Raw genomic sequence first — 24,047 nt, forward strand, 5'->3', positions numbered from 1 at the left:
GGCGCGTCACCCGGCGTCCGGCCCGGGCTCGTCCGGCTGCCCGGCCGCCTCGTCGTGGAGCTGCCCGTCGTGGATCCGGACCACCCGGTCGGCCAACGCCATCATCACGGGATCGTGGGTGGACACCAGGGCGGTGACGCCTTCGGACTCGACCACCCCGCGCAGCAGGGCCATCACCGACAGGCCCGTCTCCGCGTCCAGTTGCCCGGTGGGCTCGTCGGCGATCAGGAGCCGGGGCGAGGCGGCCAGCGCGCGGGCGATCGCCACCCGCTGCTGCTGGCCGCCGGAGAGCTCGGCCGGCCGCTGCCGGGCGTGATCGCCCAGCCCGACCAGCTCCAGCAGCAACGCGACCCGTCGCTCGCGCTCGGCCGGGGCGACGCGTGCCAGCCGTAGCGGGGCGGCGACGTTCTCTGCGGCCGACAACACCGGGATCAACCCGAAGCTCTGGAAGATGTACGACACCTTCTCGCGCCGAAGCCGGGACAGACCGTCCTCGTCGAGCGCGGTGACGTCGGTGCCGTCGACGTGCACGGTGCCGGCGTCCGGGCGGTCCAGTCCGCCGATGGCGTTGAGCAGGGTCGTCTTGCCCGACCCGGACCGGCCGACCAGCGCCACCATGGACCCGGCGGCCACGTCGAACGACACGCCGCGTAGGGCGTGTACGACGCTCGGCCCGGTGCGGAAGCGCCGGTGCACGTCGCGTACGCGCAGCAGCGGCTCACCGCTCATTCGTCGTCTCCCGAGGGGCGGATCGTGATGTGGTCGGGTTCCAGGGCCAGCCTGACCCGTCGGGTCAGCGCCAGCGCCTGACGGAAGTCACGGGGTACCTGCACCCGCCCGGCGCGATCCATCACGGCGTACTCCTCGGCGATCATGTGCGTGTCGCCCACCGCGTCGGTGGTGGCGCGGCGCAGCACCTCGCTGCTGGTGCGCCCGTCCCGGATCGCGACGGTCCGCTCGACCTGGCCGCTGACCTGCGGGTCGTGGGTCACCACGACCACGGTGACTCCGTAGCGCCGGTTGACGTCACGCAGCACGCCGAAGACCTCCGCGGACGTGGCGGCGTCCAGCTCGCCGGTCGGCTCGTCGGCGAGCAGCACCCGCGGCTGGTTGGCCAGCGCCACCGCGATCGCGACCCGCATCTGTTGCCCGCCGGAGAGTTGCCCGGGTCGCCGGTCGGCGCAGTCGGCGACACCGAGGCCGTCCAGCAACTCGGCCGCGCGGTCCCGGCGCTCCGCCTTCGCGGTACGCGCCGCCGTCATCGGCAGGTCCACCATCTCCCGTGCGGTGAGGTACGGGATCAGGTTGCTCGCCGTCTGCTGCCGCACGAACCCGACGGTGCGCCGGCGGTAGTGCACCCGGTCCGCGCGGGACATGCTGAGCAGGTTCCACCGGTCGACCCGGACCCGCCCGGCGGTCGGGGCGTCGATGCCGGCCAGGATGGACAGCAGCGTCGACTTGCCCGACCCGGAGGCACCGACGACAGCGACCATCTCCCCGCTGTCCACGGCCAGGTCCAGTCCCTGAAGTGCCTGCACCTCGATGGAACCGGTCTGATAGATCCGCACCAGGTTCTCGCAGACGATGAGCGCGTCCCGACCGAACTCGGGCGCCCGCGCGGCTGGCTGCGGCAGGGACAGCGGCGTACTCGACATTCCTTCCTCCGTCCCGGTCGTGCCGACGTCGAGCCGGCCCCGGGACCCCTCTCCGGCCCACCGTTGGGCACGTGGTGTCGCCCGGTCGGTACGCATGGGCCGATGTGTCGAGAGCCCCGATTGCCCGCGTTGACGCAGATTGAAGCAGTCTCGCAACCGGCGGCGGCGTTGACCATGCCCCGGGGCGTCGTTCCTGCGATCCCGGACGAGGATTCGACCGCGAATGCGTCAACGGGCCGACGGCACAGGGGATTGCGCCTTCGTGCGCCGAGTTGTTCGCGGCCGGTGAGCGCGGCTACGACCACCTGCCAGAAGGCGCTCCACCGGCCGTCACCCGAGCAGGTCCGCCTCGCGGTATGCCAGGGTGCGCTTGTCCGGCTTGCCGCTCGGCCCCACCGGCACCCGTTCGATCGTCTGGATCGTCTGCGGGGTGGAGGGCGCCCCGAGGGTCTGCGCCACCAGGTCACGCAGCCGTGCCGCGTCGGGTGTGTGGCCGGCGGCCGGCACCACGTAGGCGTGCACCGCCTCTCCGGTGAGGTCGTCGGGGCGGCCGACGACGTAGGCCTCGGCGACCGTGGGGTCGGCGGCGAGGACTCGCTCGATGGGGCCGGCGTACACGAGGGTGGCGTGCACGATGATGACGTCCCGGATGCGGCCGAGCAGGTGCAGGTAGCCGTCGCTGTCCAGGCGGGCCAGGTCACGGGTGCGGACCCAGCCGTCGACGAAGACGTCGGCGGTCTCGACCGGGTCGTTCCAGTAGGCGGCGGCCTGCGCCGGTGTGCGCACGAAGAGTTCCCCTTCGGTGGCGGGGCGGCCGTCGGCGTCGCGGATGGACAGGTCGGTCACCGGAGGTGGTCGGCCGACCGAGGCGAGCGCGGTGGGGGAGGCCAACATCTCGGCTGGTGTCACCATGGTGATCATGCCGGTCTCGGTCTGGCCGTAGCCGTGGAAGATCACCGGGCCGAGGACGTCGAGTGCTTCGGTGAGCCGGCCCGGCGCGAGGGGGGAACCGGAGACCAGCAGTGCCTGCAGGCTGCTCAGGTCGGTCGGGTCGGCGCGGTGGTCCTGGACGAGCTGGTGCAGTTTGCCGACGGTGATCACACTCGCGGTCGCCCGGTTGCGGCTGATCATGTCGGGGAAGCCGGGGGACCGGTCGGCGATCAGGGTGCCACCGGCGGTCAGGGCGAGGATGGCGTACTCCAGCATCACCTGGCTGCTCAGCGAGCCGAAGACGAGGTAGCGCTGGAGGCGGGGGGCGAGGTCGGCGATCGCCGGTGGCCAGCGGTCCGGGTACGGGACCCAGGCCGCGCTCATCGCCGCGTACGTCTGTGCGCAGCCCTTCGGGGTGCCGGTGCTGCCGCTGGTCCAGGTGATCCGGGCGATGTCGCTCAGGCGTCCGGCGGCGACCAGCCGGGTCCCGGGGTCGGGTGTGGCCGCCAGGTCGGCGACGTGGGCGTCGGTGACGAGCAGCGGGTTGTCGTGGAGTTGGTGGGCGAGTTGCGTCGCAGGCAGGTCGGGGCGGATTCCGGAGACCCGGGCGCCGACGGCGAAGGCCGCGATGATCGTCGCGAAAGCCTCGGCGGTGACCCCGAGTCGCAGGGCCACTCCGACGCCGGGGCCGGCTCCGGCGGCGCGTAGTCCGGCGGCGATCCGGTGGACCAGTCCGGACATCTGCGCGGCGGTGACCGTCCGGTCGCCGTCGTGGAAGACGGGCCGGTCGCCGCCGGTGGCGAGCAGGTCCAGGACGGGCTGTGGCCAGATCTCAGTCGGCATCGGACAGGACGCCCTTGAGGAAGAGCACGAGTGGCTGGTGGTGGACGGCGGGAAGGTCCCAGTGGTTCTCGAGGTTCTCGGCGAGGTGGTGCACCGCGACGAGCCGGCCATCACGGTGGACCCGGATGACCGGGTGCAGGTAGCTGGCGTCGTGAGCGCGTTCGGCGTCGTTCTCGGCGATCCGGGGGACCGTGACGTCGAAGGGGTCGACCTGGTCGTGGTCCGGTCCGTACTCCAGGGTGGCCACGATGGCGAACGGTGCGGGCCCCAGGCCGCCGTCGTGCAGGTAGTCGACCGGTACCTCCTCGTGGTAGCGCGCGGTGTCGCCGGAGACGGTGACGACGTCGCCGAGCACGGCGAACTGTTGCCACAGCGCCGAGGTCCGGTTGAGTCGGGTGATGACGGCGTCGGCGATCGCCTCGGGGGTGCTGTCCAGCGGGGTGGACGGCCAGGGCGTGTCGTGGTGGCGGGCGGTGAGGATCCGGTGCAGGGCGCGGACGCCGTACCGGAAGCCGTGGATGAATCCGCTGGTGGAGCGTTTGAAGTCGCGTTGTTGGGTGAGGGTGCCGGCGAAGTGCAGGCCGGGGACGTTCACCGACTCGTAGGCGGAGGTCTGTTCGGGGAAGCGGTCGTTGTGCACGAGTCGCGGTCGGGCGGAGGGGTCGAAGATGCTCGCGTCGAACCGGAATCCGGTGCAGAGGATGATCCGGTCGTAGTCGAGGTGCCGGGTCGACTCGACGGTGCGGGCGTAGCGGAAGTCGATGCGGTAGCCGCCGCCGTCGCGTCGGGTGATCCGTTCGATCGTGCCGTCGAGGACCGCGTTCTGCGACTTGAGTTGGTAGGTGTCGAGGAAGTTGTTGTTCACCGCGCGCAGGTGCCCGACGTAGTGGGACTGCCAGGCCAGTTTGATCGAGTGGGGGCCGGCGACGTGGATGACCGCGGCGGTCTCGACGAGCGCGTCGGCGGTCTCGAAGGCCGAGTTGCCCTTGCCGATGATGAGCACGCGCTGGTTGACGAAGTCGTCGGGGTCGACGCTGACGGTGTCGTACCGTTCGGCGAGTGCGACGCCCTCGATCGGCGGAACGTAGAGCTGGGAGACGCCGGTGGCGACCACGACCCGGTGGGCGGTCAGGGTGTCCCCGTCGGTGGCGACGGTGAACAGTTGACCGTCGCGTGCGACCCGGGTGACCCGGGTGTCGTATCTGACCCGTAGGCCGCGGGCGAAGTCGGCGAGGTATCGCAGCAGGTCGTCGGCGTCGGGGAAGTAGCGCCGGCTGTAGTTCTTGAACAGCAGCGCCGGGTCGTCGGTGAGCAGCGAGTTCCAGTCCGCGCGCAGGTTGAACTCCGGATCCTCGGAACCGGTCCAGATCTTGTTGATCGAGATGAGTTGCCGGTGCCGGGGATAGGTGGCGAAGAAGGTGCCCGGTGCCCGGCCGGCCTCCAGCACCAGATAGTTACGACCGTCGCGCTCCAACAGGGCGGCGAGCTGGAGTCCAGCCGGTCCGGCTCCGATGATCAGGTAATCGAGCGGCATGCGGCGCACCGTAACGAGCTGATCTCAGAGCGTTCTGAGATTCCGTCTCTAGGGTCCGGTCGCATGACGAGAGAGGTAGATCTCGCCGCCCCGCTGCGGATCGCCGACCTGATCGCCGCGCGCGACCCGGTCACGGTCGTGGTCGGGCCGCAGGTCCGGCACCGGGTCGCGACCGCCCGCGCGTTCCTGTCCGACGTGCTCGGCGACGACCGCGCGGTGTACGGCGCCACCACCGGCTTCGGTGCCCTCGTGGGGTACGCGGGCCGGGCCGAGCTGCGCGACCAGGCCGACAACACGCTGGCGCATCTCGGCGCGGGGCAGGGCCCGGACCTGGCACCCGAGGTCGTCCGCGCGACCCTGCTGATCCGGGCCCGGTCGCTGGCCAGAGGCGCCTCGGGGGTGTCCCCGCACGTCATCGACGCCCTCACCGCGATGCTCGCGACCACGTTCGTCCCTGCCGTGCCCCGGCTGGGGTCGGTCGGTGCCAGCGGGGACCTGATCCCGCTCGGTGCGGCCGCACAGGCCCTGCGTGGTCGCGGACACGCCTATCTCGACGGGGTACGACTGCCCGCCGCCGAGGCGCTGGAGAAGGCCGGTCTGACACCACTGCCCCTGGACGGCCGCGACGCCCTGGCCCTGGTCAACGGCACGTCGCTGACCACCGCGGCGGCGGCGCTCGCCCTGGACTCGGTGCGCGCCTCGCACCGGGCGGTCCAGGTGCTCACCTGCCTGCTCGCCGACCTGCTCGGCAGCGACCCGCAGTTCCTCGACGCCCGACTCCTCCGGGCCTACGGCCATCCGGGCGCGATCGACGTGGGCGCGTACATGCGCCGGGTCAGCGCCGGGCTCGTGCCGTCCGGCACACGCCCACTACAGGAGCCCTACAGCATCCGCTGTGCACCGCAACTGCTCGGCGCGGCCGAGGACGCCCTGCGCTACGTCGACTCCGTCGTCACCGCCGACCTCGACGGCGTCAGCGACAACCCGTTGTTCTTTCCCGACGAGGACCTCGTCGTGCACGGCGGCAACTTCTTCGGCCAGCCGGCCGCGTTCGCCGCCGACCTGCTGTCGATGGTCGTGGCGCAGGTCGGCAACCTCGCCGAACGTCAACTCGACCTGCTCGTCGACCCGCACCGCAACGGCGGTCTGCCACCGATGCTGGCCGCCGGACCGGGACAGCAGCACGGACTACAGGGCGTGCAACTGGCCTCGACCGCGATGGTCGCCGAGATCCGCCGTGACGCCGTGCCCGCGAGCATGCAGAGCCTGCCGACCAACCTGCACAACCAGGACGTCATCCCGCTGGGCACCCAGGCCGCGCTGCGGGCGCTGGACCAGGCCCGGCTGCTGCACCTGCTCGTCGGGTCGCTCGCGGTAGGGCTGCGCCAGGCCGCGTACGTCGGTGCGCGTGCACCCACCGCGCCTGGCTGCGCCGAGGTGCTGGCCGCGCTGGTCGCGGCCGTACCGCCGATCGACCCGGACCGGCCGTTGGACGGTGACGTACGGCGCGCCGCCGAGGTCATCGCGACTGTCGACGTTTCTCTGAACTCTCTCACCTGAGGTGGCCGCTGTGACGCTTGACTACCTGATCATCGGGGCCGGGCCGGCCGGCCTGCAGCTCGCCGCCCGGCTGGAGGCCGACGGTAAGCACGACTATCTGGTGCTGGAGGGCGCGGACATCCCGGGGGCGTTCTTCGCCCGCTATCCCCGCCACCGGCAACTGATCTCCATCAACAAGCCGCACACCGGCTCGGACGACCCCGAGGCGAACCTGCGGCTGGACTGGAACTCGCTGCTCAGCGATGATCCCGCGCTGCGGTTCACCGGCTACACCGAGCGGTACTTCCCGGACGCCGAGGTGATGCTGCGCTACCTGGCCGACTTCGCCGCGAAGACGGGCGCAAAGGTCCGCTACGACTCCCGGGTGACCTCGGTCGCCAAGGTCGACGGCATCTTCGAGGTCCAGGCCGGGCAGACCTACCGGGCGCGGCGCCTCATCGTCGCCACCGGTGTCTCCCGGCCGTACACCCCGCCGATCCCGGGCCTGGAACTCGCCGAACAGTACGCGGACATGTCCGTGGACCCGCGCGACTACCTCGACCAGAAGGTCCTGATCATCGGCAAGGGAAACTCCGCGTTCGAGACCGCGGACAACCTGATGGAGACCACCACGCTGATCCATCTCGCCGGGCCGAGTTCGGTCCGGATGGCCTGGCGGACCCATTACGTGGGGCATCTGCGCGCAGTCAACAACAACTTCCTGGACACCTACCAACTGAAGTCGGCGAACGCGATCCTGGACGGCGACGTTCGACGCATCGAGCGCGACGGCACCGGCTTCCGGGTCACGTTCGCGTTCTCCCGCGCCGACGAGGTGACCAAGGAACTCTGGTACGACCGGGTGCTCGCCTGCACCGGATTCGCCTTCGACCCGTCGATCTTCGACGACACCTGCCGCCCGGAACTGACGATCAAGGACCGCTTCCCGGCCCAGACCTCCGCCTGGGAATCGGTGAACGTCCCCGACCTCTACTTCGCCGGTACCCTCACCCAGCAACGCGACTTCAAACGCTCCACCAGCGGATTTATCCACGGCTTCCGGTACGCCGTCCGCGCCCTGCACAAGATCCTCGAACGGCGGTACGACGACACGCCCTGGCCGTCGGCGGCGCTGGACGCCACCGCGCAGTCGATCACCGACGCCGTCATCGCGCGAGTCAACCGCACCTCGGCCCTGTGGCAGCAGTTCGGCTTCCTCGCCGACGTGGTCACCGTGGCCGGACCGCACGCGCGCTACCACGACGAGGTACCGGTCGACTACTTCACCGAGACCGGCCTGCGCACCGCCGACCACGACTACCGGCACGCCTTCGTCGTGACCCTGGAGTACGGCCCCGAGCACGACCAGGTCGATCCGTTCGACATCACGGTCAGCCGAGTGGCCCAGAACGTCGTCGGTCAGGCCCACGCCGCCGCCTACCTGCACCCCGTCGTCCGCTATCACCGGGACGGGCAGGTCGTGGCCACCCACCACCTGGCGGAGAACCTGGAGAACCAGTGGGACCGACCCGACGTCCACGTCGCGCCGCTGACCGCGTTCCTCGACCGCTGCCTGAGCAGTGCACAGGGCTGACATGCTCACCCTGGACGGGACGCAGCTCAACCTGGCCGACGTGGCCGACGGCGCGCGGCGTCGCCTGGACCCCGTGCACTGGGACTTCTTCGCAGGCGGGGCCGGCGACGAACGGACGCTGCGCGCCAACGAGGACGCCTTCACCCGACGCTGGATCCTGCCCCGGATCCTGCGCGGGACGCGCGACCGCGACCTGCGGATCTCACTTCTGGGCAGTCGAGTCTCGATGCCGGTGCTGATTGCGCCGACCGCCTTCCACCGGCTGGCCCACCCCGAGGGAGAGGCGGCCACCGCGCGCGCCGCCGCCGACGCCGGCACGATCATGGTGGTCAGCATGGCCGCCACCCGGCCGATCGAGGAGATCGCCGCCGCCGGCGGGCCGCTGTGGTTCCAGCTCTATCCACAGTCGGATCTCGGCTTCACCGCGGCCCTGGTCCGGCGGGCCGAGGCCGCCGGCTGCCGCGCCCTGGTCGTCACGGTCGACTCGCCCGTGTTCGGCCGACGCGAACGCGACCTGCGGCATCGCTTCGTCGACCTGCCACCCGGACTGGTCTGCGAGAACATGCGCGACCCGAGCGGCCGGGTCCGCGACATCGAGATGAACGCCGGGCTCGACTGGGAGCGCATCGGCCGGCTGCGGGAACTGACGACGCTGCCGATCCTGCTCAAGGGCGTCCTGCACCCGGCCGATGCCCGGCTGGCCGTCGCACACGGCGTCGACGGTGTGCTGGTCTCCAATCACGGCGGCCGACAACTCGACGCGGCGGTCGCCACCCTCGACGCGTTGCCCGGGATCGTGGCCGCCGTCGAAGGCCGACTACCGGTGCTGCTCGACGGCGGCATCCGCCGGGGAACCGACATCCTGGTGGCGCTCGCACTCGGCGCGACCGCAGTGCTGATCGGACGCCCGGTGCTCTGGGGCCTCACCGTGGGCGGCACCGACGGCGTACGGCACGTCCTCGACCTGCTGCACGCCGACCTCGACCGGGCGATGGCGCTGGCCGGCGCCGCGCGGCCCGGCGACCTCACCGCCGACCTCGTCACCACGGCGGCCCCCGGATGAGCACCCCGACCGTCCTGACCGTCCTGGCGGTGGGCGGCGCGGCCTGGACCGTCCCATACTGGCTGCCACCGGCCGTCGTCCGGCTCCGGGAATGGGTCTTCGCCAGAGTCAACGGCAGCGAGGGCATTCCGATCCCGGGCCCCACCGTCGGCATGGACCACTTCGAGCGGGTGTACGCGGACCCGGCCGCCGACGGCCGCAGCCGGGGCGCCGGGCTGTCGGACCTGTTCTGGTACTGGCTGGCACCTGGGCCGCACATGCACCAGGAACACCTGGAGCCGGGCGAGCGCTACCGGACGGTCGCCGCCACCACCAGACGGGTCCTGGCCATCCGCCGAGAACGCGCCGACGCCCTCGCCACCGCCGCCACCCGCCGAGCGCTCGACGAACTGCCCACCGACCGGACCAGCCACGTCCGGCTGCGCGACCTGATGATGCCGGTGTGGGCCGAGGTCTACCACGAGCTGGTCTTCGACGAGGTGGCCACACCCGCCGCCCGGGCGCTGATCGTCGCCAACGCCGACGACGTGGTCACCGCGCTCAAGTGCCTCGGGCCGCGCCACATGCACCGACGCGACCGGTTGACCCGACACCTGCGCGACCGGATCGAGGCGGGCACGTGTCCGGTGACGCTGCCACCCCCGTTCTCCGCCCAGGACACCGCCTGGTACCTGCAGGGCGCCTTCTTCAACACCGCGATCGTGCAGATGTCCGAGGCGATGGCGCACGTGCTGCTGGCGCTGGCCACCCATCCCGAACTTCAACACGATGCCGACGACGACGCGCTGGATCGGGTCATCGACGAGACACTGCGGGTGTACCCGCTCTTCGGCGTCGCCCACCGGATCACCTCGGCGCCGATCACGCTGCCCACGGGGCTGTCCCTGCCCACCGGGTCGGTGCTGCTGTTCAACTACCCGGCCTTCCACCGAGGGGGAGCCGCCGCCGACGGCCGGTTCGCCCCGGACCGCTGGCGCACGCTCGCCCGCGGCGACGCACACTTCATCCCGTTCGGCGTCCCCGCCAACCGGGCCTGCCCGGCCCGCGGCACCGCGCCGGTGATGATGCGCGCCGCGACCCGCGAGGTCCTGCGCCGGTACGCCCTGACCTCCTCGGCCTCCCACACCCGGTCGTTGCCCAGCCGGGGCCCGGCCTACCTGACCCCGCACGGACACCCCGGCCCGGGGCGGCTGCGGCTGGCCGCCATGCGGCTGCGGGACCGGTGGGCCGACGTGGGCCGCAGTGTCCGACAACTGGTCTTCGGCACCTTCATGGTCGTCGACGCCCGCCGGAAACGGTTGTGCACCACCTACTTCGAGAAGGCGGTCCGATGACCCCCACAGAGCTGGCACCACGGTTCTTCATCGCCGTCACGGTGATCCTGATCTTCTGCAAAGGCGTCGCCTGGCTTCTCGGCAAAGCCGGCCAGCCCGCCGTGGTCAGCGAGATGCTCGCCGGCGTACTCCTCGGTCCGTCGCTGCTCGGACTCCTCCTGCCCGACGTGCAGAACGCCCTGTTCCCGGCCCCCCTGCTGCCGGTCCTCTACATCGTCGGTCAGGTCGGCCTGGTGCTGTTCATGTTCCAGGCCGGCTACGCCTTCAGCGCCCACCGCGTCACCGGCCTCGCCGGCACCGCCGGAGTGATCTCCCTGGCCGGGGTCGCCGCGCCGCTCCTGCTGGGGGTGCTGCTGGTCCTGGTGACCGCCGACGCCGTCCCGATCAGAGCCGACGGCACCTCACTCGGGGTCTCCGCCGCGTTCGTCGGCGTCGCCCTGGCCATCACCGCGTTCCCGATGCTGGCCCGCATCATCACCGAGCACGGCCACGCCGGCACCCGGCACGGCACACTCTCCCTGGCCAGCGGCGCGATAGACGACATGGCCGCCTGGATCATGCTCGCCGCCGTCCTGGCCGTCGCCTCCGGCCGAGCCGGCCCGGCGATCGTCACCGCCGGCGGCACACTCCTGTTCGGACTGCTGCTCTGGCTCGGCGGACGTCCGCTCACCACCGCGCTGATGACCCATCGTGGCCTCAACGACCGCGCCCGACTGCTCGGCACCGTCGCCCTGCTCTTCCTGGTCGCCTGGTACACCGACGAGATCGGGCTGTACGCGGTCTTCGGCGCGTTCGCCGTCGGCGTGGTGATGCCCCGCACCGACAACACCGACACGGTGGTGAACACCCTCACCCCCGTCGCGGCGACGCTCTTCCTCCCGCTGTTCTTCACCTACTCGGGACTGCGCACGGAATTCGGACTCCTCGGCTCACCGCCGGTGCTGCTCTTCGCGCTGGCCTGCGTGACCGCGGCGATCGTCGGCAAGTTCGGCGCCTGCTGGGCCGCGGCCAGACTCCGCGGAGAGCCGTCGGGTGTCGCGTTACGCGTCGGCGCGCTGATGAACGCCCGCGGCCTGATGCAGCTCATCGCGCTCAACGTCGGGTTGGAGGCGGGCATCGTGAACCCGGCCCTGTTCACCGTGCTGGTCCTGGTCGCGCTGGTCACCACCCTGATGACCACGCCGATGCTGAGCTGGATCGCACGCCGGGAAGCCCGACGCTCCGACACCACACACCCGTCCGCGATGGCGGTTTCACATAGTTGAAGAGACAACTATTGGTTATTGCATCGGCACTGATCTATGGGATCGTGGACATATGCGGGGGGAAAGATCGAACCGGCTACTTCTGGTCGAGGACGACGACGACCTGACCGAGTTACTCACCGAGACGCTGGGCCACGAAGGGTACCTCGTCGACCGGGCCTCCGACGGCCACCGCGGACTCCATCTCGGGCTCACCCGACCCTACGACGTGATGGTCATCGACCGTAAGCTGCCCGCACTCGACGGCCTCGACCTCGTCACCCGGCTCCGCGCCCGTGCGATCCCCGCCCGGACCCTGATGCTCACCGCGCTCGGCACCGTCGGCGACCGGATCGCCGGACTCGACGCAGGCGCCGACGACTACCTGATCAAGCCCTTCGACCTCGACGAACTCAGCGCCCGCGTCCGGGCACTGTGCCGACGCGCGACCGAACCGACCCACGTACTCCGCATCGGCGCCGGGCTCCTCGACCTCGCACCCCGCGACGCGGTCCTGCCCGACGGCACCCGGGTAGCCCTGTCCACCCGCGAATTCGAGCTACTGCGGGTCCTGGCAGCCCAACCGACCACCGTCCACCCACGCACCACACTGCGCCGCAAGGTCTTCGAAGAAGCCGCCGCGGCATCGATCGTGGACACCTACGTCTACTACCTCCGACGCAAACTCGGCCGCGCGGTCATACGCACCGTGCACGGCCTCGGCTACCGCCTCGGCACGCTCTGATGGACGCAACCGACCACGCGATCCTCCGACGGACCCGACTCCGCATCGGCCTGCTCGTCGGCCTGACCATCGGTGCCCTCCTGCTCTTGGCCGGCGGCATCTCCTACGCACTGCTGGTCCACAGCCAGGAAGCACAGATCCAGCGCGAGCTGGCGTGGGGCACCGCACACGGCACGATCGCCGGCCCACCCGCCTGCAGCTGGATCTTCCACTACGACGGCATGACCGTGCAGACGGGCCTCAACCCACCACCACCGGGCTTCCCGTTGACCGACGCACTGGACACCGTGGCGACCACCCGGACCACCGAGACCACCACGCTCACGCGCAACGGCACCACCTACCACATCCGCACCGAAGCCCGCGGCGACCGCGTGATCCAGGCGGTGTTCGACGCCCGCTTCCAACTCTCCGACCGCCGGCACCTCCTGCTCGCCCTCAGCCTCGCCGCAGCGGTCGGACTACTCGCCGCCATGCTGACCGGGGTCATCGTCGGACGCCGAGCCGTCGCACCACTCGCCGAAGCACTGACCCGGCAACGCCGCTTCGTCGCCGACGCCAGCCACGAACTGCGCACCCCGATCGCCCAGGTACACACCCGAGCCCAACTGATCGCCCGACGAGCCCGCAACGACGGCGCCACCACGAACCTCGACGATCTGGAACGGCTGATCGGCACCACCCGCCGACTCGGCGAAGTCGTCGACGACCTGCTGCTCTCGGCCCGCCTTGCCGCAGCCCCCGCCGACCGGCCACCAGACCCGCCGGTCGACCTCACCTCAATGATCACCACGACGGTCGCCGCCGAGACCGAACGCGCCGCCGAACGACAGGTCACCCTCACTTTGGACACCCCCACCGACCCACTGCCGGTGCCCGGTGTCGAGTCGGCCCTGCGCCGCGTCGTCGGCGAACTTCTGGCGAACGCGCTGACCCACACCCCCGCAGGAGGCCGGATCACCGTGACGCTGCGGACCGTCGACAACTGCGCCGAACTCGTCATCGCCGACACCGGAAAGGGGTTCGACCAGGCGGACGCCAGACGGATCTTCGACCGGTTCCACCGCGGCCCAGGCTCCGGAGACCGCCGATTCGGCCTCGGACTGGCCCTGCTCCAGGAAGTCGTCACGAGCCACCACGGCACCATCGAGGCCGAGGGCCATCCGGCCCGAGGCGCCCGCTTCACGGTGCGCCTGCCGATGCGATGGCCGATCTCCACGGGCAGAGCCTCGCGGATCAGGAACCTTCGGACCCGGCAGCTACGAGTCGGTACGTGAGCACCGGATCGCGGAACTGTCTCTCCGCCGTCCTACCCGGCCGTTACAACGGAACTGACGAACCAGGCACCTGACCCGACATCGATGGGCTCGTCGACCCAGGGTTGCGTGACGACCGCGATGTGCGACGTCATCGGCCACACGTTCATGATCCAACCATCGGGCGTCATGTCGACGTGCGCCCGTAGTGGCTCCACGACATCCGGCGGCAGGCCCCACGACCGCTCCAGGAGGTCGTCTGCGCCGAACTTCTCCACCAGGTTGACCACCAGCACGGTCACAACCTAATGGCGGCAGCCGGTCATTTCATGATCGGCAGGACGCGGCACCGTACAGCAGCTCGATCTTGGCCCTTGAGGTCGAGACGCCGCGGCGCAAGCCGTGGTCGTGTCGTCCTCACGATTCCTGGTCGCGAGCGAGGCGATGCATCCAGGCTGCCCGGGGTAGACCGCCCGGTCAGGGCCTGCCCGCCTGGTAGCTTCCTACGGCAAAGCCGGCCCCACCGATGGAGATTGATGATCGCCGAGTACGTCCGCGATGCGGCAGCCACCGCTGTCGTCTTCGGATTCTTCGCCTCCAGTTGGTTCGGGTGGGCACAGGAAGCACCTCCACCGCGCTGGCGTAAGCCACTCGTCGCCGCCTCGATCGCGGCCGTGCTCGTGCTGGTGGCCGGGGCGCTCGTGACCTGGCGGCACTGGTCGGATGGGACGGCGTTCACCGCGGAGACCAGCCGCACCTTCGGCATCGTGGTCGGCATCGAATTCGGGCTCGCGGCGCTCGGCGCCGGCATCCTTGCCGCCGTACGCCGCCGCGACATCATCCCGGCCTGGATCGCGTTCGTCGTCGGCGTACACCTGTTCCCGGTTGCCGCCATGATCGGCTACCCGCTGATCCACGTGGTGGCGGCGCTGATCACGTTGGTCTCGCTCGCAGCCGTCCCGGTGGCCCGCCACCGAGCCCTGCCGGTCAGCGCGGTCACCGGGGTCGGCACCGGCAGTGTGCTCCTCACGGCTGCCGTCTCCTCCCTGATCATCGCCCTGCTCGGCTACTGAGCCGTGTCCCGCTCATAGGGCTCCACGACGAGTCGGATACCGGGACTTCTACAGGCGCGCCACGATCATGTGGGCACACCGGATCGACTCGGTATGCGTGGTGTCGACCTCCAGGTCGTACACCACGCCCCGGTGAACCATGTCGGCCTGCGCGACGGCCATCCCTCGAATCCGGTCGCCACGGGCGATCTCCCGGCCGGCGGCGACCTCCGCATCGCAGCGGACACCGACCCATCTCACGTCCAGGCCGTCGAGTACGGCCCGCCACCGCTGCTGAGACCCGGCACCGCCGAGAAAGACGTCATCGATGATGACCCGGGCACCGGCCCCAGCAGTCGCGGCGACCCCGGCCATCCACGCCTCCTGGAGCCGGTCGAACTCCGGCCCGACGATGACGGTGCCGTCTGCGGCAAGCTCGATACTCTCCGGCGAACGCCTGGTCGCGGGCATCGCCTCGATAAGCCGGTCGACCCCCGTGGCGAGCCACGGATCCGGCAGGATCGCCTGAAGACACCGGATGATCCCCGACTTTCCTGAGCTCGATCCGCCGTTGAGCACGATCACCTGCGTGGGCATGTGCTCACGGTACGGTCCCGCACATGCAGTGTCGCTGGATATCTGGGAGTGCCCGCGATCAGTGCCCTACCGCCGGGCCGCGGTGGCCCGCTGGCGTGCCGATTCGTACAGCACGACAGTCGCGGCGGTCGCCGCGTTCAGGGAGCTGGCGGACCCGACCATGGGGATCCGGACGAGCTGGTCGCATGCCTCGCGCCAGCCGGAGCTGAGGCCGGTGGTCTCGTTGCCGATCAACGCCAGGGTGGGTTGTGTGAAGTCGTACTCGGCGGCGTCCAGATTGCCGCGCTCATCGGTTCCGATGATGCTCATGCCGATTCCCTCGGCCCGGACGTCGGCGACCCAGGACAGGACGGCCTGGTGGGAGGGCACCCGGACCACGGGCAAGGCGAACAGCGAGCCGGTGCTCGCCCGGACCGCCTTCGGGTCGTACACGTCTGCGGCGTGGCCGGTGACGATGACGCCGCCGGCGCCGAAGGCGTCCGCCGACCGCACGAGGGTCCCGATGTTGCCGGGGCTGGTGGGTCGATCGAACACGACGGTGAGCATGGTCGGAGCGACCGGGATACGGCGCAGATCGTCCTCCGGCAACGCGACCACGGCCAGCAGCTCGGGAACCGTGTCCGCCTTGCCTCCCAGGTCGTGCATCAGGTCATGGGAGACGGCGAACTTCTCGGCCCGGACCGCGTCCAGGGTCTCGCGTGCCCAGCCGGACAGTTGAGCACTGGTGTCATAGAGCAGCTCCCGGATCTGCCAGCCGTGTTCGACGGCCATGGTGATCGGGCGTACGCCCTGCACGAGGAACTCGCCACGCCGCTGCCGCTTGGTCCGGTTGCCGAGGAGAGCTTCCCACTGCTGGAACCGCGCATTGCGGCCACTCACCCGCAGCACCATCGCCTACCCCGCCTCCGTGCTCGCCCATGCCCTGCCTGCCACACGTCACCGGCCTCTGGCTCCCCGAGGAGACCTTCGGCCAGGCGCTCAGGACCGGACGGAACGAGTCGCCACGGCGTCGCGGTCGGTGCCGTCCCCGTCCGGACCGAGGGCATCCTGTCCGAGACCCCGACGAATCGCGATCTCCACGGGTGAGTATGCGCCATCAGCCCGCTCCAGCTCGTATGGTGCGGCTGGCATCAGCGGCGGCTGGGCCATGAAGCGAGGCCGCGCGCCGTGGTGTGGTTGCGCCGCGTGCACCAGGAACGGGTGGCACAGGAAGACGTCGCCCGGAGATCCGGTGGCGAGGGCGAGCGGCCGGTGCTCGGACGCCGCCACCAGGTCAGGCGCGAGGGCCAGCCCGCTCGCGCCGTCCTCCCCGTACTTCTCCAGCACTTTCGGCACGTCGAGGTGGGAGCCGACCCGGATCCGGGTCGGGGCGTCCTTCTCACCGACCTCACTGAACAGGAACAGCATCAGCAGTGCCCGGCCATGGGAGCGCACATTGGTGAAGTACCAGCTCTCGCCCTCCGGGAGATAGCTGCCTTCGATGTGCCAGCCTGCGTCGTCCGGCTCCTCTTCGTGCGGGAAGCGCAACGGGAACGTGCCCAGCGAGTAGCGCGGCTCCCAGCGGCCCGCGCCGACGAGCAGGTCGTACGCGTGATGGAGGAACGGCGAGTTGGGAGCGGCGGCGAACGGCCCCTGCGCCATGCCGGGCACCCAGTGCACAGGCTGCGTCCACGTCACTGGATCGTCCGGGTCGCAGCCCGTCTCCCGCCACAGCAGCCGCGCGCAGTCCGCTGCCACGCGCGGCGCGACGGCGCCCTCCAGCTTGACGAAGCCGTCGCGAAGAAAGCGGGATACCAGGGTCGTGTCATCCATACCCCCATGGTGCGGCGGTGCCGGTCCCGGTCACCCGACACATTCCGCACCGCTTGTGTCGGGTGCTGCCCGGGGCGCCGCGAGAAGGGTTGTCGGACAGAGGCTCGATGATCTCGACACTGCGTCCGACCGTCGGAGGGAGCGAACACGTGGAGACCCGCATCGTCGACCATCCCGAGTTCCGGCTCGTGGGGCACGCGGCCCGTGTCCGGCTGGTCCATCACGGCATCAACCCGCACATCGAGCGGCACATCACCGCACTGGCGATGGAGGAGCACCTGCGCTTGAAGGCTCTCGGCAACACCGAGCCACGCGGCCTGCTCGCGGTCAGCGACGACCTTGACCCCGACTACGCCGAGGGCAGCGAGCTGACCTTCCTCCACGGGGTCGCCGTGTCGACGGGTACGCCGGTCCCCGGCGACCTCGACATCATCGACGTTCCGGCCGGCAGATGGCTGGTCATCCGGACCACGGGGCCGCATCCGCAGACCCTGCAGGAGGCATGGGCCACGGCCGCGACAGCGTGGTTCCCGTTCAACCCGTGGCGCATGCGGCCAGGTCCCGAGATCGTCGCGGTGCACGGGCCCACGAGTGACGTCGGCACCGTGACCTCTGATCTCTGGCTGCCCGTCGAACCGTCGTAACGACCTGCTCAGCATCCAGACAGTGCCAGGGGCCCGGCCCGGCTGCCATCAGGATGACCCGGCTGCGGCAACGGAGCAGCCGCTCTCGCGTTGCGCAGTGCTCTGCCGGTTCCTGCGGACGGATCGCTCCCGGGGGTGCAACGAAAGGGCCCTCCGGTTCCGTTCTACCTCCGTACCGGTAGTTCTTCGAAGGGTGTCAGATGCGCGTGAAACGACTCCTGATCGCCGTGGTGGCGCTGGCCGCCGTGCTGGTGACGGCCGCTCCGGCCGCCGCTATCAGCGGCGGTGGACGGGCCGGGCCCGGTGAGTTCCCGTGGATGGTCCGGCTCCTGCCGGTGGGTTGCGGTGGAACCCTCATTCACCCGCAACTGGTGCTCACCGCCCAGCACTGCATCGATGAGCAGCCCGGAAACAGCGTGACCGTCGTCTCCGGCACCGTCGACCTCAAGCACCCACGCCGGACGATGACCAGATCCACCGCCCATCTCGGCGGAGCCGAGTGGTGGAATGGACCGGACTGGGCGGTGATCAAGTTGGAGCGGCCACTTGACCTGCCGGTCGTGCGGCTGGCCGCCGAGCCCCGTCAGTTGCAGACGCTGACCGTGACCGGTTGGGGCACGAAGAAGTCGGGCGGCCCTCAGGAACGCTTCCTCAACAAGGTGGAGTTGCCGTTCCTGCCGGACGAGCAGTGCTTCGACGACCCCTGGTGGCAGGAACACCCCGAGTACCCGAGGTCGACGATCTGTGCGAAGTCGGTGAACCAGAAGAGCCACTGCCCAGGTGACTCCGGTGGGCCGGCCCTGCACCGGCTCCCCAACGGCACCTGGGAACAGGTCGGCATCGTGAGCGCCGGCTCGGACTGCGACTGGGACATCGGTGAGGAACCGGTCCCCGTCTACACCGACGTCGCCTATTTCAGCCAGAGCATCCAACGCGCCGCCGACCACCTGCTCTCAAGCTCCAGCTGATCACCACCGGCAGTGTCAGCCCGACCGGTCACGGCGCTGACGCTCGCGGCGGCGCCGTGACCGGTTCAACCCTGAGGCCGAGTACGGGTTGCTCACGGCCCATCGTGGCCGTGTAGATGGCGCTCGTCGTGGTGGCGTGCGATCAGTTGGTGTTCATCGGTGGGCTGGATCCTGATGACCGCGGTTGTCGTCGTGCCGGTCTCCGCCGTATCGCTCGACGAGCGTGTCACCGATCGAAGCCAGGTGGGCTCGCACACCCGGAGGGCCGGTCACCTCGATCCATTCGACCAGCCCGGCGAGCTCGCCGGCGAGTGTGTGTTCGTCGTTGCCGCGGATCACGACCTCGATGCGGCCGTCGGTCCTGGGACCTCGGACCTGGAGTCGACTGCCGAACCCCATCCGGAGCACGCCTATCCCTTGGGGCGTGCACACTGCCTGGACTTCGAGGGGCGTACGTCTGCGGTCGATCTCGTCGGCGATCGCGCGCCAGCTCTCGGCGAGGTCGAAGTCCTCGGGCCGGTGTACGGGGTCGTTGGTCGGGTCGGCGGACGACACGCGGTCGATTCGGAAGGTACGCCGACCGGCCTCGGTGTCGGCGACGAGGTACCAGGAGGGGCCTTTGACGACGAGGCCCAGCGGGTGGACGGTGCGCTCGGTCTCGGTGCCTTCGCGGTCGACGTAGCCGAGCCGCACCTGGACGCCGCGGATCACCGCGTCCTGGAGGGCGCCGAGGAAGCGAGGCGGTCGAGGCTCGACCCGGCTCGACCCCCATCGCTGCGGGTCCGTGACGAGCGACGACGCTGCCGCCTCGGCCTGCACCCGGAAGGGTTCCGGCAGCGCCCGGAGAAGCTTGCGCAGCGCCGCTTTCACGGCTGGCGTCGCGGACGAGGCCGGACCGGCGACCAGGAAGAGGGCGCGGGTCTCACCTGCGGTCAACCCGGTCAGGTCGGTGCGGGCACCGCCGACGAGGCGCCAGCCGCCGCCTCGGCCCTGCACGGAGTACACCGGGACCCCGGCCATACCCAGGGCGTCGAGGTCGCGGCGGGCGGTGCGCTCGGAGATCTCCAACTCCCGGGCGACCTCCGCTGCGGTCACCTGCTCGCGCTGTTGCAGCAGCAGGAGGATGGCCATCAACCGGTCGGCTCGCACTCCGGCAACACTTCCACGAAAACCGGTCAGGAGGTGACCGGTATCGGTCGGCATGATGCCGGCATGACGATCGATTTTCCCGAGCCCACCCGCGTTTCGGTCAACGGTGTGGAACTCGAAGTCTTCGAAGCCGGCCGGCAGCACGCGGGGAACCCGATCGTGCTCTGTCACGGCTGGCCGGAGCACGCCTTCTCCTGGCGCCATCAGATGCCCGCCCTCGCGGCAGCGGGCTATCACGTCATCGTTCCGAACCAGCGGGGCTACGGCAACTCGTCCCGACCCACCGAGGTCACCGACTACGACATCGCACACCTGTCCGGTGACCTCGTCGCACTGCTCGATCACTACGGATACGACGATGCCACCTTCGTCGGCCACGACTGGGGTGCCGCCGTCGTCTGGGGCCTGACCCTGTTGCACCCGAAGCGTGTCAACAGGGTGATCAACCTGAGCCTGCCGTACCTCGAGCGCGGGGACAAGCCATGGATCGAGTTCATGGAGGAGGTGCTCGGTAGCGACTTCTACTTCGTCCACTTCAATCGGCAGCCGGGCGTCGCGGACGCCGTGTTCGAGGAGAAGACGTTCCAGTTCCTGCGGAACATGTACCGCAAGGACGTGCCTCTCGCGGCGCCGCAGCCGGGCAACGTGTGGATCAATCTCGCCAGAATGGAAACCCCACCCGGTGAGCCCATCCTGAGCGACGGCGAACTGGCCGTCTTCGTCTCGGCCTTCGAATCGACGGGATTCACCGGCAGCCTGAACTGGTACCGGAACCTGGACCGCAACTGGCATCTGCTGGCGGACGCGGACCCGATCATCCAACAGCCCGCCCTCATGATCTACGGCGACCGCGACATGATCGCGAGGTCTGCAAGACTGACGGAATTCGTGCCGAACGTGGACGTGGTCAGTCTGGATTGCGGCCACTGGATCCAGCAGGAAAAGCCGGAAGAAACAAACGAGGCGATCCTTACGTGGCTGAACCAGCGATATCCATCGGCGCAGTGACTCTGGATCATTCGGGTCCGCCGCACCTGGGCCGGGATACCGTCATCTGCCGCCTCCCGCGCGCCGTGCAGGGGTTGCGGGTTGTTCACGACAGCGGTGGGGACCGCCGAGCGGGCGGTACGGTTCGACGATGCCTGCCAGCGTCACACAACCGATGATCTTTGTCGACATCGACGGCGTGCTCATTCCACTGCGGTCTCGACCGGCTGATCCCGCTCATGATGGGGGTGGCTTGGTCGGCGACGGGCCCGATTGTCGCGGGAATCCTCTGCTGGAGCGCCTCGATCCCGAGGACGGTCAACGGCTACTCGCTCTCTCCGGTGAACTGGTCTGGGCCAGCACCTGGATGGATGAGGCGAACGATGTCGTGGCACCCCGGCTTGGCCTCCCGTCTCTGCCCGTGGTCGACTGGCTCGACGACGACGGGGAACCACCGCGCGGCGTGCACTGGAAGACCGCATCGGTGGCGCGGTGGGCGGCAGGGCGACCATTCGTCTGGCTCGACGACGAGACCACCGATGCCGACCGGCGTTGGGTCGATGCGCACCACCGGCAACCGGCACTGTTGCACCGCGTCGATCCCTTCCTGGGACTGACCCACATCGACCTTGCAACGGTGCGTCAGTGGCTCGACCGCCGAGCCGAGTGACCGACTGGAGGTGCATCTGCCGCGACGTACTCGGTGCCGCAGCTGAGTTCGGTGCCTGTCACTAAAGGCCGAGCGTTGTGATGGTGCGGCACCGCGAGGCGAGGCTCTTCTGAGGGCATGTGCCTGGGTGCCCCAAGGCACCCAGGCACATGCCTGCGCTGTACCGCGTCCGGGCGGTGTTCAGGTCTGTCGGATTGACTGCGCGGCGGCGATCACGGTGTCGAGTTGCTCGGTGCTGAGTCGTCGGGCTTGCCAGGCCAGCGCGGCGATTTCCGAGCTGGCCGGGTGCACCCGCGCGTCCTCGACGACCGGTCCGATCCCGGTGAGCGCGACCATGTCGCTGGGAAGGTAGCCGAGCAGGTGCGCGAACGCCGTCACGTACTGCGGGGTGATGACGACCCTGCCTCGGCCCAAGCCGAAGATGGTTGCTTCGGAGACGTACGGACCGTCCCCGACCTCCTTGAGGAGCCGCGCGGTGGACGCGCGGATGTTGCGATTGCGTAGGAGGCGCAGCAGTAACGCTGCCGGTGTGTCCGGGTAGTCGTCGTAGCTCGGCGCAGGCTCGGTCCCCGGTGGGGTGGGCAGCGACCCGATCAGCGCCTGGAGTTGACGGCGTTCGTCGGTGGTCATCCGGATGACGTGCCGCAGGACCGTGCCGACGTCCCACGGCGCCATCGGCCAGGCGGAGGCCAGATCGCCGGGTACGGGCAGCCCGGCGATGACGAAGAGGTCGGCAGTATGGATGCCGAGCACCGGCGCCAACTTCCGGACCAGGTCGGGACCGGGCACCACACCGTCTCTGATGACCGCGGCGAGTTCTCGACCGGACACGTCGGCGTCTCGAGCGAGAACCGCCCGCATCTGCTCGATCGATGTGTCGAAAGTCGGCCGACGCTGCGACAACAGACGCCACAACCGCACACCGAAAGGCGACTCTGCCATGCCGTGCGACACTACCGTCACCGGCACGTACCAGCCCGGCCGTACCCCGACCCGGCCGTACCCCGATCTGCCGGTGGCAGCGCGATGTACGCGGCGGCGGGTGAGCTACCGCCGGAGTTTCTCCGGCCAACGTCGCTGTTGGTCAGTCTCCGGGACCGGCGTACCTCGGGCCTCACCGATGACCTGCCAGTCGGCGTCGAGGGGAACGCCTAGTCGGGCGAGGCAGGCTGCGGCGATCAGTGATGCCCGTCCGATACCGGCGCGGCAGTGCACCGAGACGTGTTGTCCCTCGGCCATCCGGTGATTCCGGAGGTCAAGGTTGGTGAGGTACTGGAAGCTGAGAGCACCGCCGGTGGCTGTCCTGATGAGATGGACTCTCTTCGAGTGCCTCGTGATCATCGCCTCGACCTGGGCATCACCACCCTTGCGCAGCTACTGCCGGGACTGCTGGCACCCGTCGTCAACTCGGTGCGTCTTGAGAGCCTCGGGGCCGTGGCCCGGACGGTCTAGCCTGAAGACATGTCCGGCTTGCCAGACTCGATAGAGGACACCGCGCGCGAGATCGGGTTCGGTCGGGTGGAGCGGGCCTTCCGGCCGACCTACTCGCTCACCATCACTTCGACATTGGCGTTCCTCGGTTTCGGAGTGCTCTTCGGCTTCGCCATGACCGCGGTCACCACAACGGTGGGGATCGTGGTCATGGGCGGCCTGACCGGCGCTGCCATGCTGGGTGTCGGATGGGGGGCGGTGGACACCTGGCGGCTGATCCAGCGCCGGTTCTACCTGTGCGAGGGCGGCCTGCTGGCCGCCGAGCATCACACCCGACTCACCCACGCGATCGCCTGGACCGACATCGCCGAAATCTGGCGTTACCACCTTCGCTTCTACTCCGAGGGCGGCGCGACGACGATGCATCGCTGCCGGCTGCGGCTCACCGACGGCACCAGAATCAATCTGGAGAAGCCGCCGCTGGTCGACGGTGAGGAACTCTGCGAGCAGGTAGAACGCCGCTCGGCGTCGGCCCGTCTCCCGCAGATGCTCGCCGAATTGGAGTCGGCTGGCCGGGTCGAGTTCGGTCCGCTCACGGTGACCCCCGACGGGATCGCCTCGGCCGGGGCGTACGCGGCCTTCTCCGACATCGCCGTGGTGCGACTGCGTCGGGTTCGGCTCACGATCTCGACCCGCGACGGACAGAAGCCGGTCTCGGTCCCGGTCCGTAGGGTACCGAACCTGTGGATGCTGTTGTTGATCCTCGAACGCAACGGCCTGCCGCTCGACATTCATCTGTACCGGACAGCCTGAGCACCTCGGGCGGAACCAGACTTACCGACAGGAGACGTTCCGGGGGCTCGCTCGGGGGTCGTCGCTGGGCGATAAGCTCGCCGCCGGCCTAATACTCCAACGTCACTTGGCTTCGGCGTTGGGCGTGGCGTGGGCATGAAGACGGCCACCGCGTTGATCATCGATGGTTTGTGAGGACAATCGAAGA

General features: G+C 69.7%; 24 protein-coding genes. 14 read left to right on the forward strand and 10 right to left on the reverse strand.

The features are described from left to right. Positions 1-6: 6 nt before the first annotated feature. The 4 genes from ACIBO1_RS20555 to ACIBO1_RS20570 all read right to left on the reverse strand — a co-directional run bounded on the left by ACIBO1_RS20555 (position 7) and on the right by ACIBO1_RS20570 (position 4,962). Positions 7-729 carry an ABC transporter ATP-binding protein gene (locus ACIBO1_RS20555; protein WP_396748781.1) on the reverse strand — a complete coding sequence of 241 codons (723 nt, stop codon included), beginning with the start codon at positions 727-729 and terminating at the stop codon, positions 7-9. Further along, a complete protein-coding gene (locus ACIBO1_RS20560) occupies positions 726-1,655 on the reverse strand; it encodes an ABC transporter ATP-binding protein (RefSeq protein WP_350698172.1) in 930 nt (309 codons plus the stop codon). Before ACIBO1_RS20560 ends, ACIBO1_RS20555 begins: the two co-directional genes overlap by 4 nt. A gap of 330 nt (positions 1,656-1,985) precedes the next feature. Beyond that, entirely contained in the window at positions 1,986-3,428 is a 1,443-nt protein-coding gene (locus tag ACIBO1_RS20565) for a class I adenylate-forming enzyme family protein (protein WP_396748784.1), read from the reverse strand. Beyond that, on the reverse strand, positions 3,418-4,962 hold the full coding sequence (locus tag ACIBO1_RS20570) for an NAD(P)-binding domain-containing protein (protein WP_396748788.1): 1,545 nt from the start codon (positions 4,960-4,962) through the stop codon (positions 3,418-3,420). The genes ACIBO1_RS20565 and ACIBO1_RS20570 overlap by 11 nt, the downstream gene beginning before the upstream one ends. A gap of 63 nt (positions 4,963-5,025) precedes the next feature. On the opposite strand from ACIBO1_RS20570, the gene ACIBO1_RS20575 reads away from it, so the two are divergent. Genes ACIBO1_RS20575 through ACIBO1_RS20605 form a run of 7 tightly spaced genes read left to right on the forward strand, consistent with a single transcriptional unit; the run spans position 5,026 to position 13,758 of the window. Next, positions 5,026-6,522, forward strand: coding sequence for an aromatic amino acid ammonia-lyase (locus ACIBO1_RS20575; RefSeq protein WP_396748791.1), 1,497 nt, complete (start codon positions 5,026-5,028; stop codon positions 6,520-6,522). A 10-nt stretch (positions 6,523-6,532) separates the two neighbouring features. Then, positions 6,533-8,095: an NAD(P)-binding domain-containing protein gene (locus ACIBO1_RS20580; protein WP_396748794.1), complete on the forward strand. Its 1,563-nt coding sequence runs from the start codon at positions 6,533-6,535 to the stop codon at positions 8,093-8,095. Between the two features lies 1 nt (position 8,096). Beyond that, complete coding sequence (locus ACIBO1_RS20585) at positions 8,097-9,158, forward strand: alpha-hydroxy acid oxidase (RefSeq protein ID WP_396748796.1); 1,062 nt, start codon at positions 8,097-8,099, stop codon at positions 9,156-9,158. Further along, positions 9,155-10,492, forward strand: coding sequence for a cytochrome P450 (locus ACIBO1_RS20590; protein ID WP_396748799.1), 1,338 nt, complete (start codon positions 9,155-9,157; stop codon positions 10,490-10,492). Before ACIBO1_RS20585 ends, ACIBO1_RS20590 begins: the two co-directional genes overlap by 4 nt. Then, positions 10,489-11,757: a cation:proton antiporter gene (locus ACIBO1_RS20595; protein WP_396748802.1), complete on the forward strand. Its 1,269-nt coding sequence runs from the start codon at positions 10,489-10,491 to the stop codon at positions 11,755-11,757. Before ACIBO1_RS20590 ends, ACIBO1_RS20595 begins: the two co-directional genes overlap by 4 nt. Before the next feature lie 52 nt (positions 11,758-11,809). After that, positions 11,810-12,481, forward strand: coding sequence for a response regulator transcription factor (locus ACIBO1_RS20600; RefSeq protein ID WP_396748803.1), 672 nt, complete (start codon positions 11,810-11,812; stop codon positions 12,479-12,481). Then, a complete protein-coding gene (locus ACIBO1_RS20605; protein WP_396748805.1) occupies positions 12,481-13,758 on the forward strand; it encodes a sensor histidine kinase in 1,278 nt (425 codons plus the stop codon). The genes ACIBO1_RS20600 and ACIBO1_RS20605 overlap by 1 nt, the downstream gene beginning before the upstream one ends. A gap of 32 nt (positions 13,759-13,790) precedes the next feature. Here the strand turns inward: ACIBO1_RS20605 and ACIBO1_RS20610 are convergent, their stop codons facing one another. Then, the gene (locus ACIBO1_RS20610; RefSeq protein WP_396748808.1) at positions 13,791-14,033 is read right to left on the reverse strand and encodes a hypothetical protein; all 243 of its coding nucleotides are present in this window, start codon (positions 14,031-14,033) and stop codon (positions 13,791-13,793) included. 240 nt (positions 14,034-14,273) lie between these two features. Between ACIBO1_RS20610 and ACIBO1_RS20615 the strand changes: the two genes are divergently transcribed. Further along, positions 14,274-14,810: a hypothetical protein gene (locus ACIBO1_RS20615; RefSeq protein WP_396748810.1), complete on the forward strand. Its 537-nt coding sequence runs from the start codon at positions 14,274-14,276 to the stop codon at positions 14,808-14,810. 48 nt (positions 14,811-14,858) lie between these two features. Here the strand turns inward: ACIBO1_RS20615 and cpt are convergent, their stop codons facing one another. The 3 genes from cpt to ACIBO1_RS20630 form a co-directional block, all read right to left on the reverse strand. Then, positions 14,859-15,386: a chloramphenicol phosphotransferase CPT gene (cpt, locus tag ACIBO1_RS20620; protein ID WP_396748813.1), complete on the reverse strand. Its 528-nt coding sequence runs from the start codon at positions 15,384-15,386 to the stop codon at positions 14,859-14,861. A gap of 66 nt (positions 15,387-15,452) precedes the next feature. Beyond that, on the reverse strand, positions 15,453-16,277 hold the full coding sequence (locus ACIBO1_RS20625; RefSeq protein WP_396748815.1) for an RNA methyltransferase: 825 nt from the start codon (positions 16,275-16,277) through the stop codon (positions 15,453-15,455). 87 nt (positions 16,278-16,364) lie between these two features. Further along, positions 16,365-17,198, reverse strand: coding sequence for a phytanoyl-CoA dioxygenase family protein (locus tag ACIBO1_RS20630; protein WP_396748818.1), 834 nt, complete (start codon positions 17,196-17,198; stop codon positions 16,365-16,367). 149 nt (positions 17,199-17,347) lie between these two features. Between ACIBO1_RS20630 and ACIBO1_RS20635 the strand changes: the two genes are divergently transcribed. Together ACIBO1_RS20635 and ACIBO1_RS20640 are read left to right on the forward strand one after the other, a co-directional pair. Then, a complete protein-coding gene (locus ACIBO1_RS20635; protein WP_396748820.1) occupies positions 17,348-17,842 on the forward strand; it encodes a GyrI-like domain-containing protein in 495 nt (164 codons plus the stop codon). 206 nt (positions 17,843-18,048) lie between these two features. Further along, positions 18,049-18,810, forward strand: coding sequence for a S1 family peptidase (locus ACIBO1_RS20640; protein ID WP_396748822.1), 762 nt, complete (start codon positions 18,049-18,051; stop codon positions 18,808-18,810). A 153-nt stretch (positions 18,811-18,963) separates the two neighbouring features. Here ACIBO1_RS20640 and ACIBO1_RS20645 read toward each other — a convergent pair whose 3' ends face one another. Beyond that, positions 18,964-19,941: a helix-turn-helix transcriptional regulator gene (locus ACIBO1_RS20645; RefSeq protein ID WP_396748824.1), complete on the reverse strand. Its 978-nt coding sequence runs from the start codon at positions 19,939-19,941 to the stop codon at positions 18,964-18,966. On the opposite strand from ACIBO1_RS20645, the gene ACIBO1_RS20650 reads away from it, so the two are divergent. Together ACIBO1_RS20650 and ACIBO1_RS20655 are read left to right on the forward strand one after the other, a co-directional pair. After that, the gene (locus ACIBO1_RS20650) at positions 19,918-20,967 is read left to right on the forward strand and encodes an alpha/beta fold hydrolase (protein ID WP_396748827.1); all 1,050 of its coding nucleotides are present in this window, start codon (positions 19,918-19,920) and stop codon (positions 20,965-20,967) included. The genes ACIBO1_RS20645 and ACIBO1_RS20650 overlap by 24 nt on opposite strands. A gap of 154 nt (positions 20,968-21,121) precedes the next feature. Next, on the forward strand, positions 21,122-21,616 hold the full coding sequence (locus ACIBO1_RS20655; RefSeq protein ID WP_396748848.1) for an HAD domain-containing protein: 495 nt from the start codon (positions 21,122-21,124) through the stop codon (positions 21,614-21,616). Between the two features lie 180 nt (positions 21,617-21,796). Here ACIBO1_RS20655 and ACIBO1_RS20660 read toward each other — a convergent pair whose 3' ends face one another. Next, positions 21,797-22,558 carry a hypothetical protein gene (locus ACIBO1_RS20660; RefSeq protein WP_396748829.1) on the reverse strand — a complete coding sequence of 254 codons (762 nt, stop codon included), beginning with the start codon at positions 22,556-22,558 and terminating at the stop codon, positions 21,797-21,799. A gap of 384 nt (positions 22,559-22,942) precedes the next feature. On the opposite strand from ACIBO1_RS20660, the gene ACIBO1_RS20665 reads away from it, so the two are divergent. Continuing rightward, positions 22,943-23,068 carry a hypothetical protein gene (locus ACIBO1_RS20665; RefSeq protein ID WP_396748831.1) on the forward strand — a complete coding sequence of 42 codons (126 nt, stop codon included), beginning with the start codon at positions 22,943-22,945 and terminating at the stop codon, positions 23,066-23,068. 9 nt (positions 23,069-23,077) lie between these two features. Continuing rightward, the gene (locus ACIBO1_RS20670; RefSeq protein WP_396748833.1) at positions 23,078-23,860 is read left to right on the forward strand and encodes a DUF6585 family protein; all 783 of its coding nucleotides are present in this window, start codon (positions 23,078-23,080) and stop codon (positions 23,858-23,860) included. Positions 23,861-24,047: the final 187 nt, after the last annotated feature.

This window comes from Micromonospora sp. NPDC049903 (assembly GCF_044460945.1).
In the GTDB taxonomy this organism is placed as follows: domain Bacteria; phylum Actinomycetota; class Actinomycetes; order Mycobacteriales; family Micromonosporaceae; genus Micromonospora.

What these genes read in the sequence shown, in the direction of transcription:
- ACIBO1_RS20555 (WP_396748781.1), bottom strand. Translation starts at nt 729, where the DNA reads ATGAGCGGTGAGCCGCTGCTGCGCGTACGCGACGTGCACCGGCGCTTC.
- ACIBO1_RS20560 (WP_350698172.1), bottom strand. Translation starts at nt 1,655, where the DNA reads ATGTCGAGTACGCCGCTGTCCCTGCCGCAGCCAGCCGCGCGGGCGCCC.
- ACIBO1_RS20565 (WP_396748784.1), bottom strand. Translation starts at nt 3,428, where the DNA reads ATGCCGACTGAGATCTGGCCACAGCCCGTCCTGGACCTGCTCGCCACC.
- ACIBO1_RS20570 (WP_396748788.1), bottom strand. Translation starts at nt 4,962, where the DNA reads ATGCCGCTCGATTACCTGATCATCGGAGCCGGACCGGCTGGACTCCAG.
- ACIBO1_RS20575 (WP_396748791.1), top strand. Translation starts at nt 5,026, where the DNA reads ATGACGAGAGAGGTAGATCTCGCCGCCCCGCTGCGGATCGCCGACCTG.
- ACIBO1_RS20585 (WP_396748796.1), top strand. Translation starts at nt 8,097, where the DNA reads ATGCTCACCCTGGACGGGACGCAGCTCAACCTGGCCGACGTGGCCGAC.
- ACIBO1_RS20590 (WP_396748799.1), top strand. Translation starts at nt 9,155, where the DNA reads ATGAGCACCCCGACCGTCCTGACCGTCCTGGCGGTGGGCGGCGCGGCC.
- ACIBO1_RS20595 (WP_396748802.1), top strand. Translation starts at nt 10,489, where the DNA reads ATGACCCCCACAGAGCTGGCACCACGGTTCTTCATCGCCGTCACGGTG.
- ACIBO1_RS20600 (WP_396748803.1), top strand. Translation starts at nt 11,810, where the DNA reads ATGCGGGGGGAAAGATCGAACCGGCTACTTCTGGTCGAGGACGACGAC.
- ACIBO1_RS20605 (WP_396748805.1), top strand. Translation starts at nt 12,481, where the DNA reads ATGGACGCAACCGACCACGCGATCCTCCGACGGACCCGACTCCGCATC.
- ACIBO1_RS20615 (WP_396748810.1), top strand. Translation starts at nt 14,274, where the DNA reads ATGATCGCCGAGTACGTCCGCGATGCGGCAGCCACCGCTGTCGTCTTC.
- cpt (WP_396748813.1), bottom strand. Translation starts at nt 15,386, where the DNA reads ATGCCCACGCAGGTGATCGTGCTCAACGGCGGATCGAGCTCAGGAAAG.
- ACIBO1_RS20625 (WP_396748815.1), bottom strand. Translation starts at nt 16,277, where the DNA reads ATGGTGCTGCGGGTGAGTGGCCGCAATGCGCGGTTCCAGCAGTGGGAA.
- ACIBO1_RS20630 (WP_396748818.1), bottom strand. Translation starts at nt 17,198, where the DNA reads ATGGATGACACGACCCTGGTATCCCGCTTTCTTCGCGACGGCTTCGTC.
- ACIBO1_RS20645 (WP_396748824.1), bottom strand. Translation starts at nt 19,941, where the DNA reads ATGGCCATCCTCCTGCTGCTGCAACAGCGCGAGCAGGTGACCGCAGCG.
- ACIBO1_RS20655 (WP_396748848.1), top strand. Translation starts at nt 21,122, where the DNA reads ATGATCTTTGTCGACATCGACGGCGTGCTCATTCCACTGCGGTCTCGA.
- ACIBO1_RS20660 (WP_396748829.1), bottom strand. Translation starts at nt 22,558, where the DNA reads ATGGCAGAGTCGCCTTTCGGTGTGCGGTTGTGGCGTCTGTTGTCGCAG.
- ACIBO1_RS20670 (WP_396748833.1), top strand. Translation starts at nt 23,078, where the DNA reads ATGTCCGGCTTGCCAGACTCGATAGAGGACACCGCGCGCGAGATCGGG.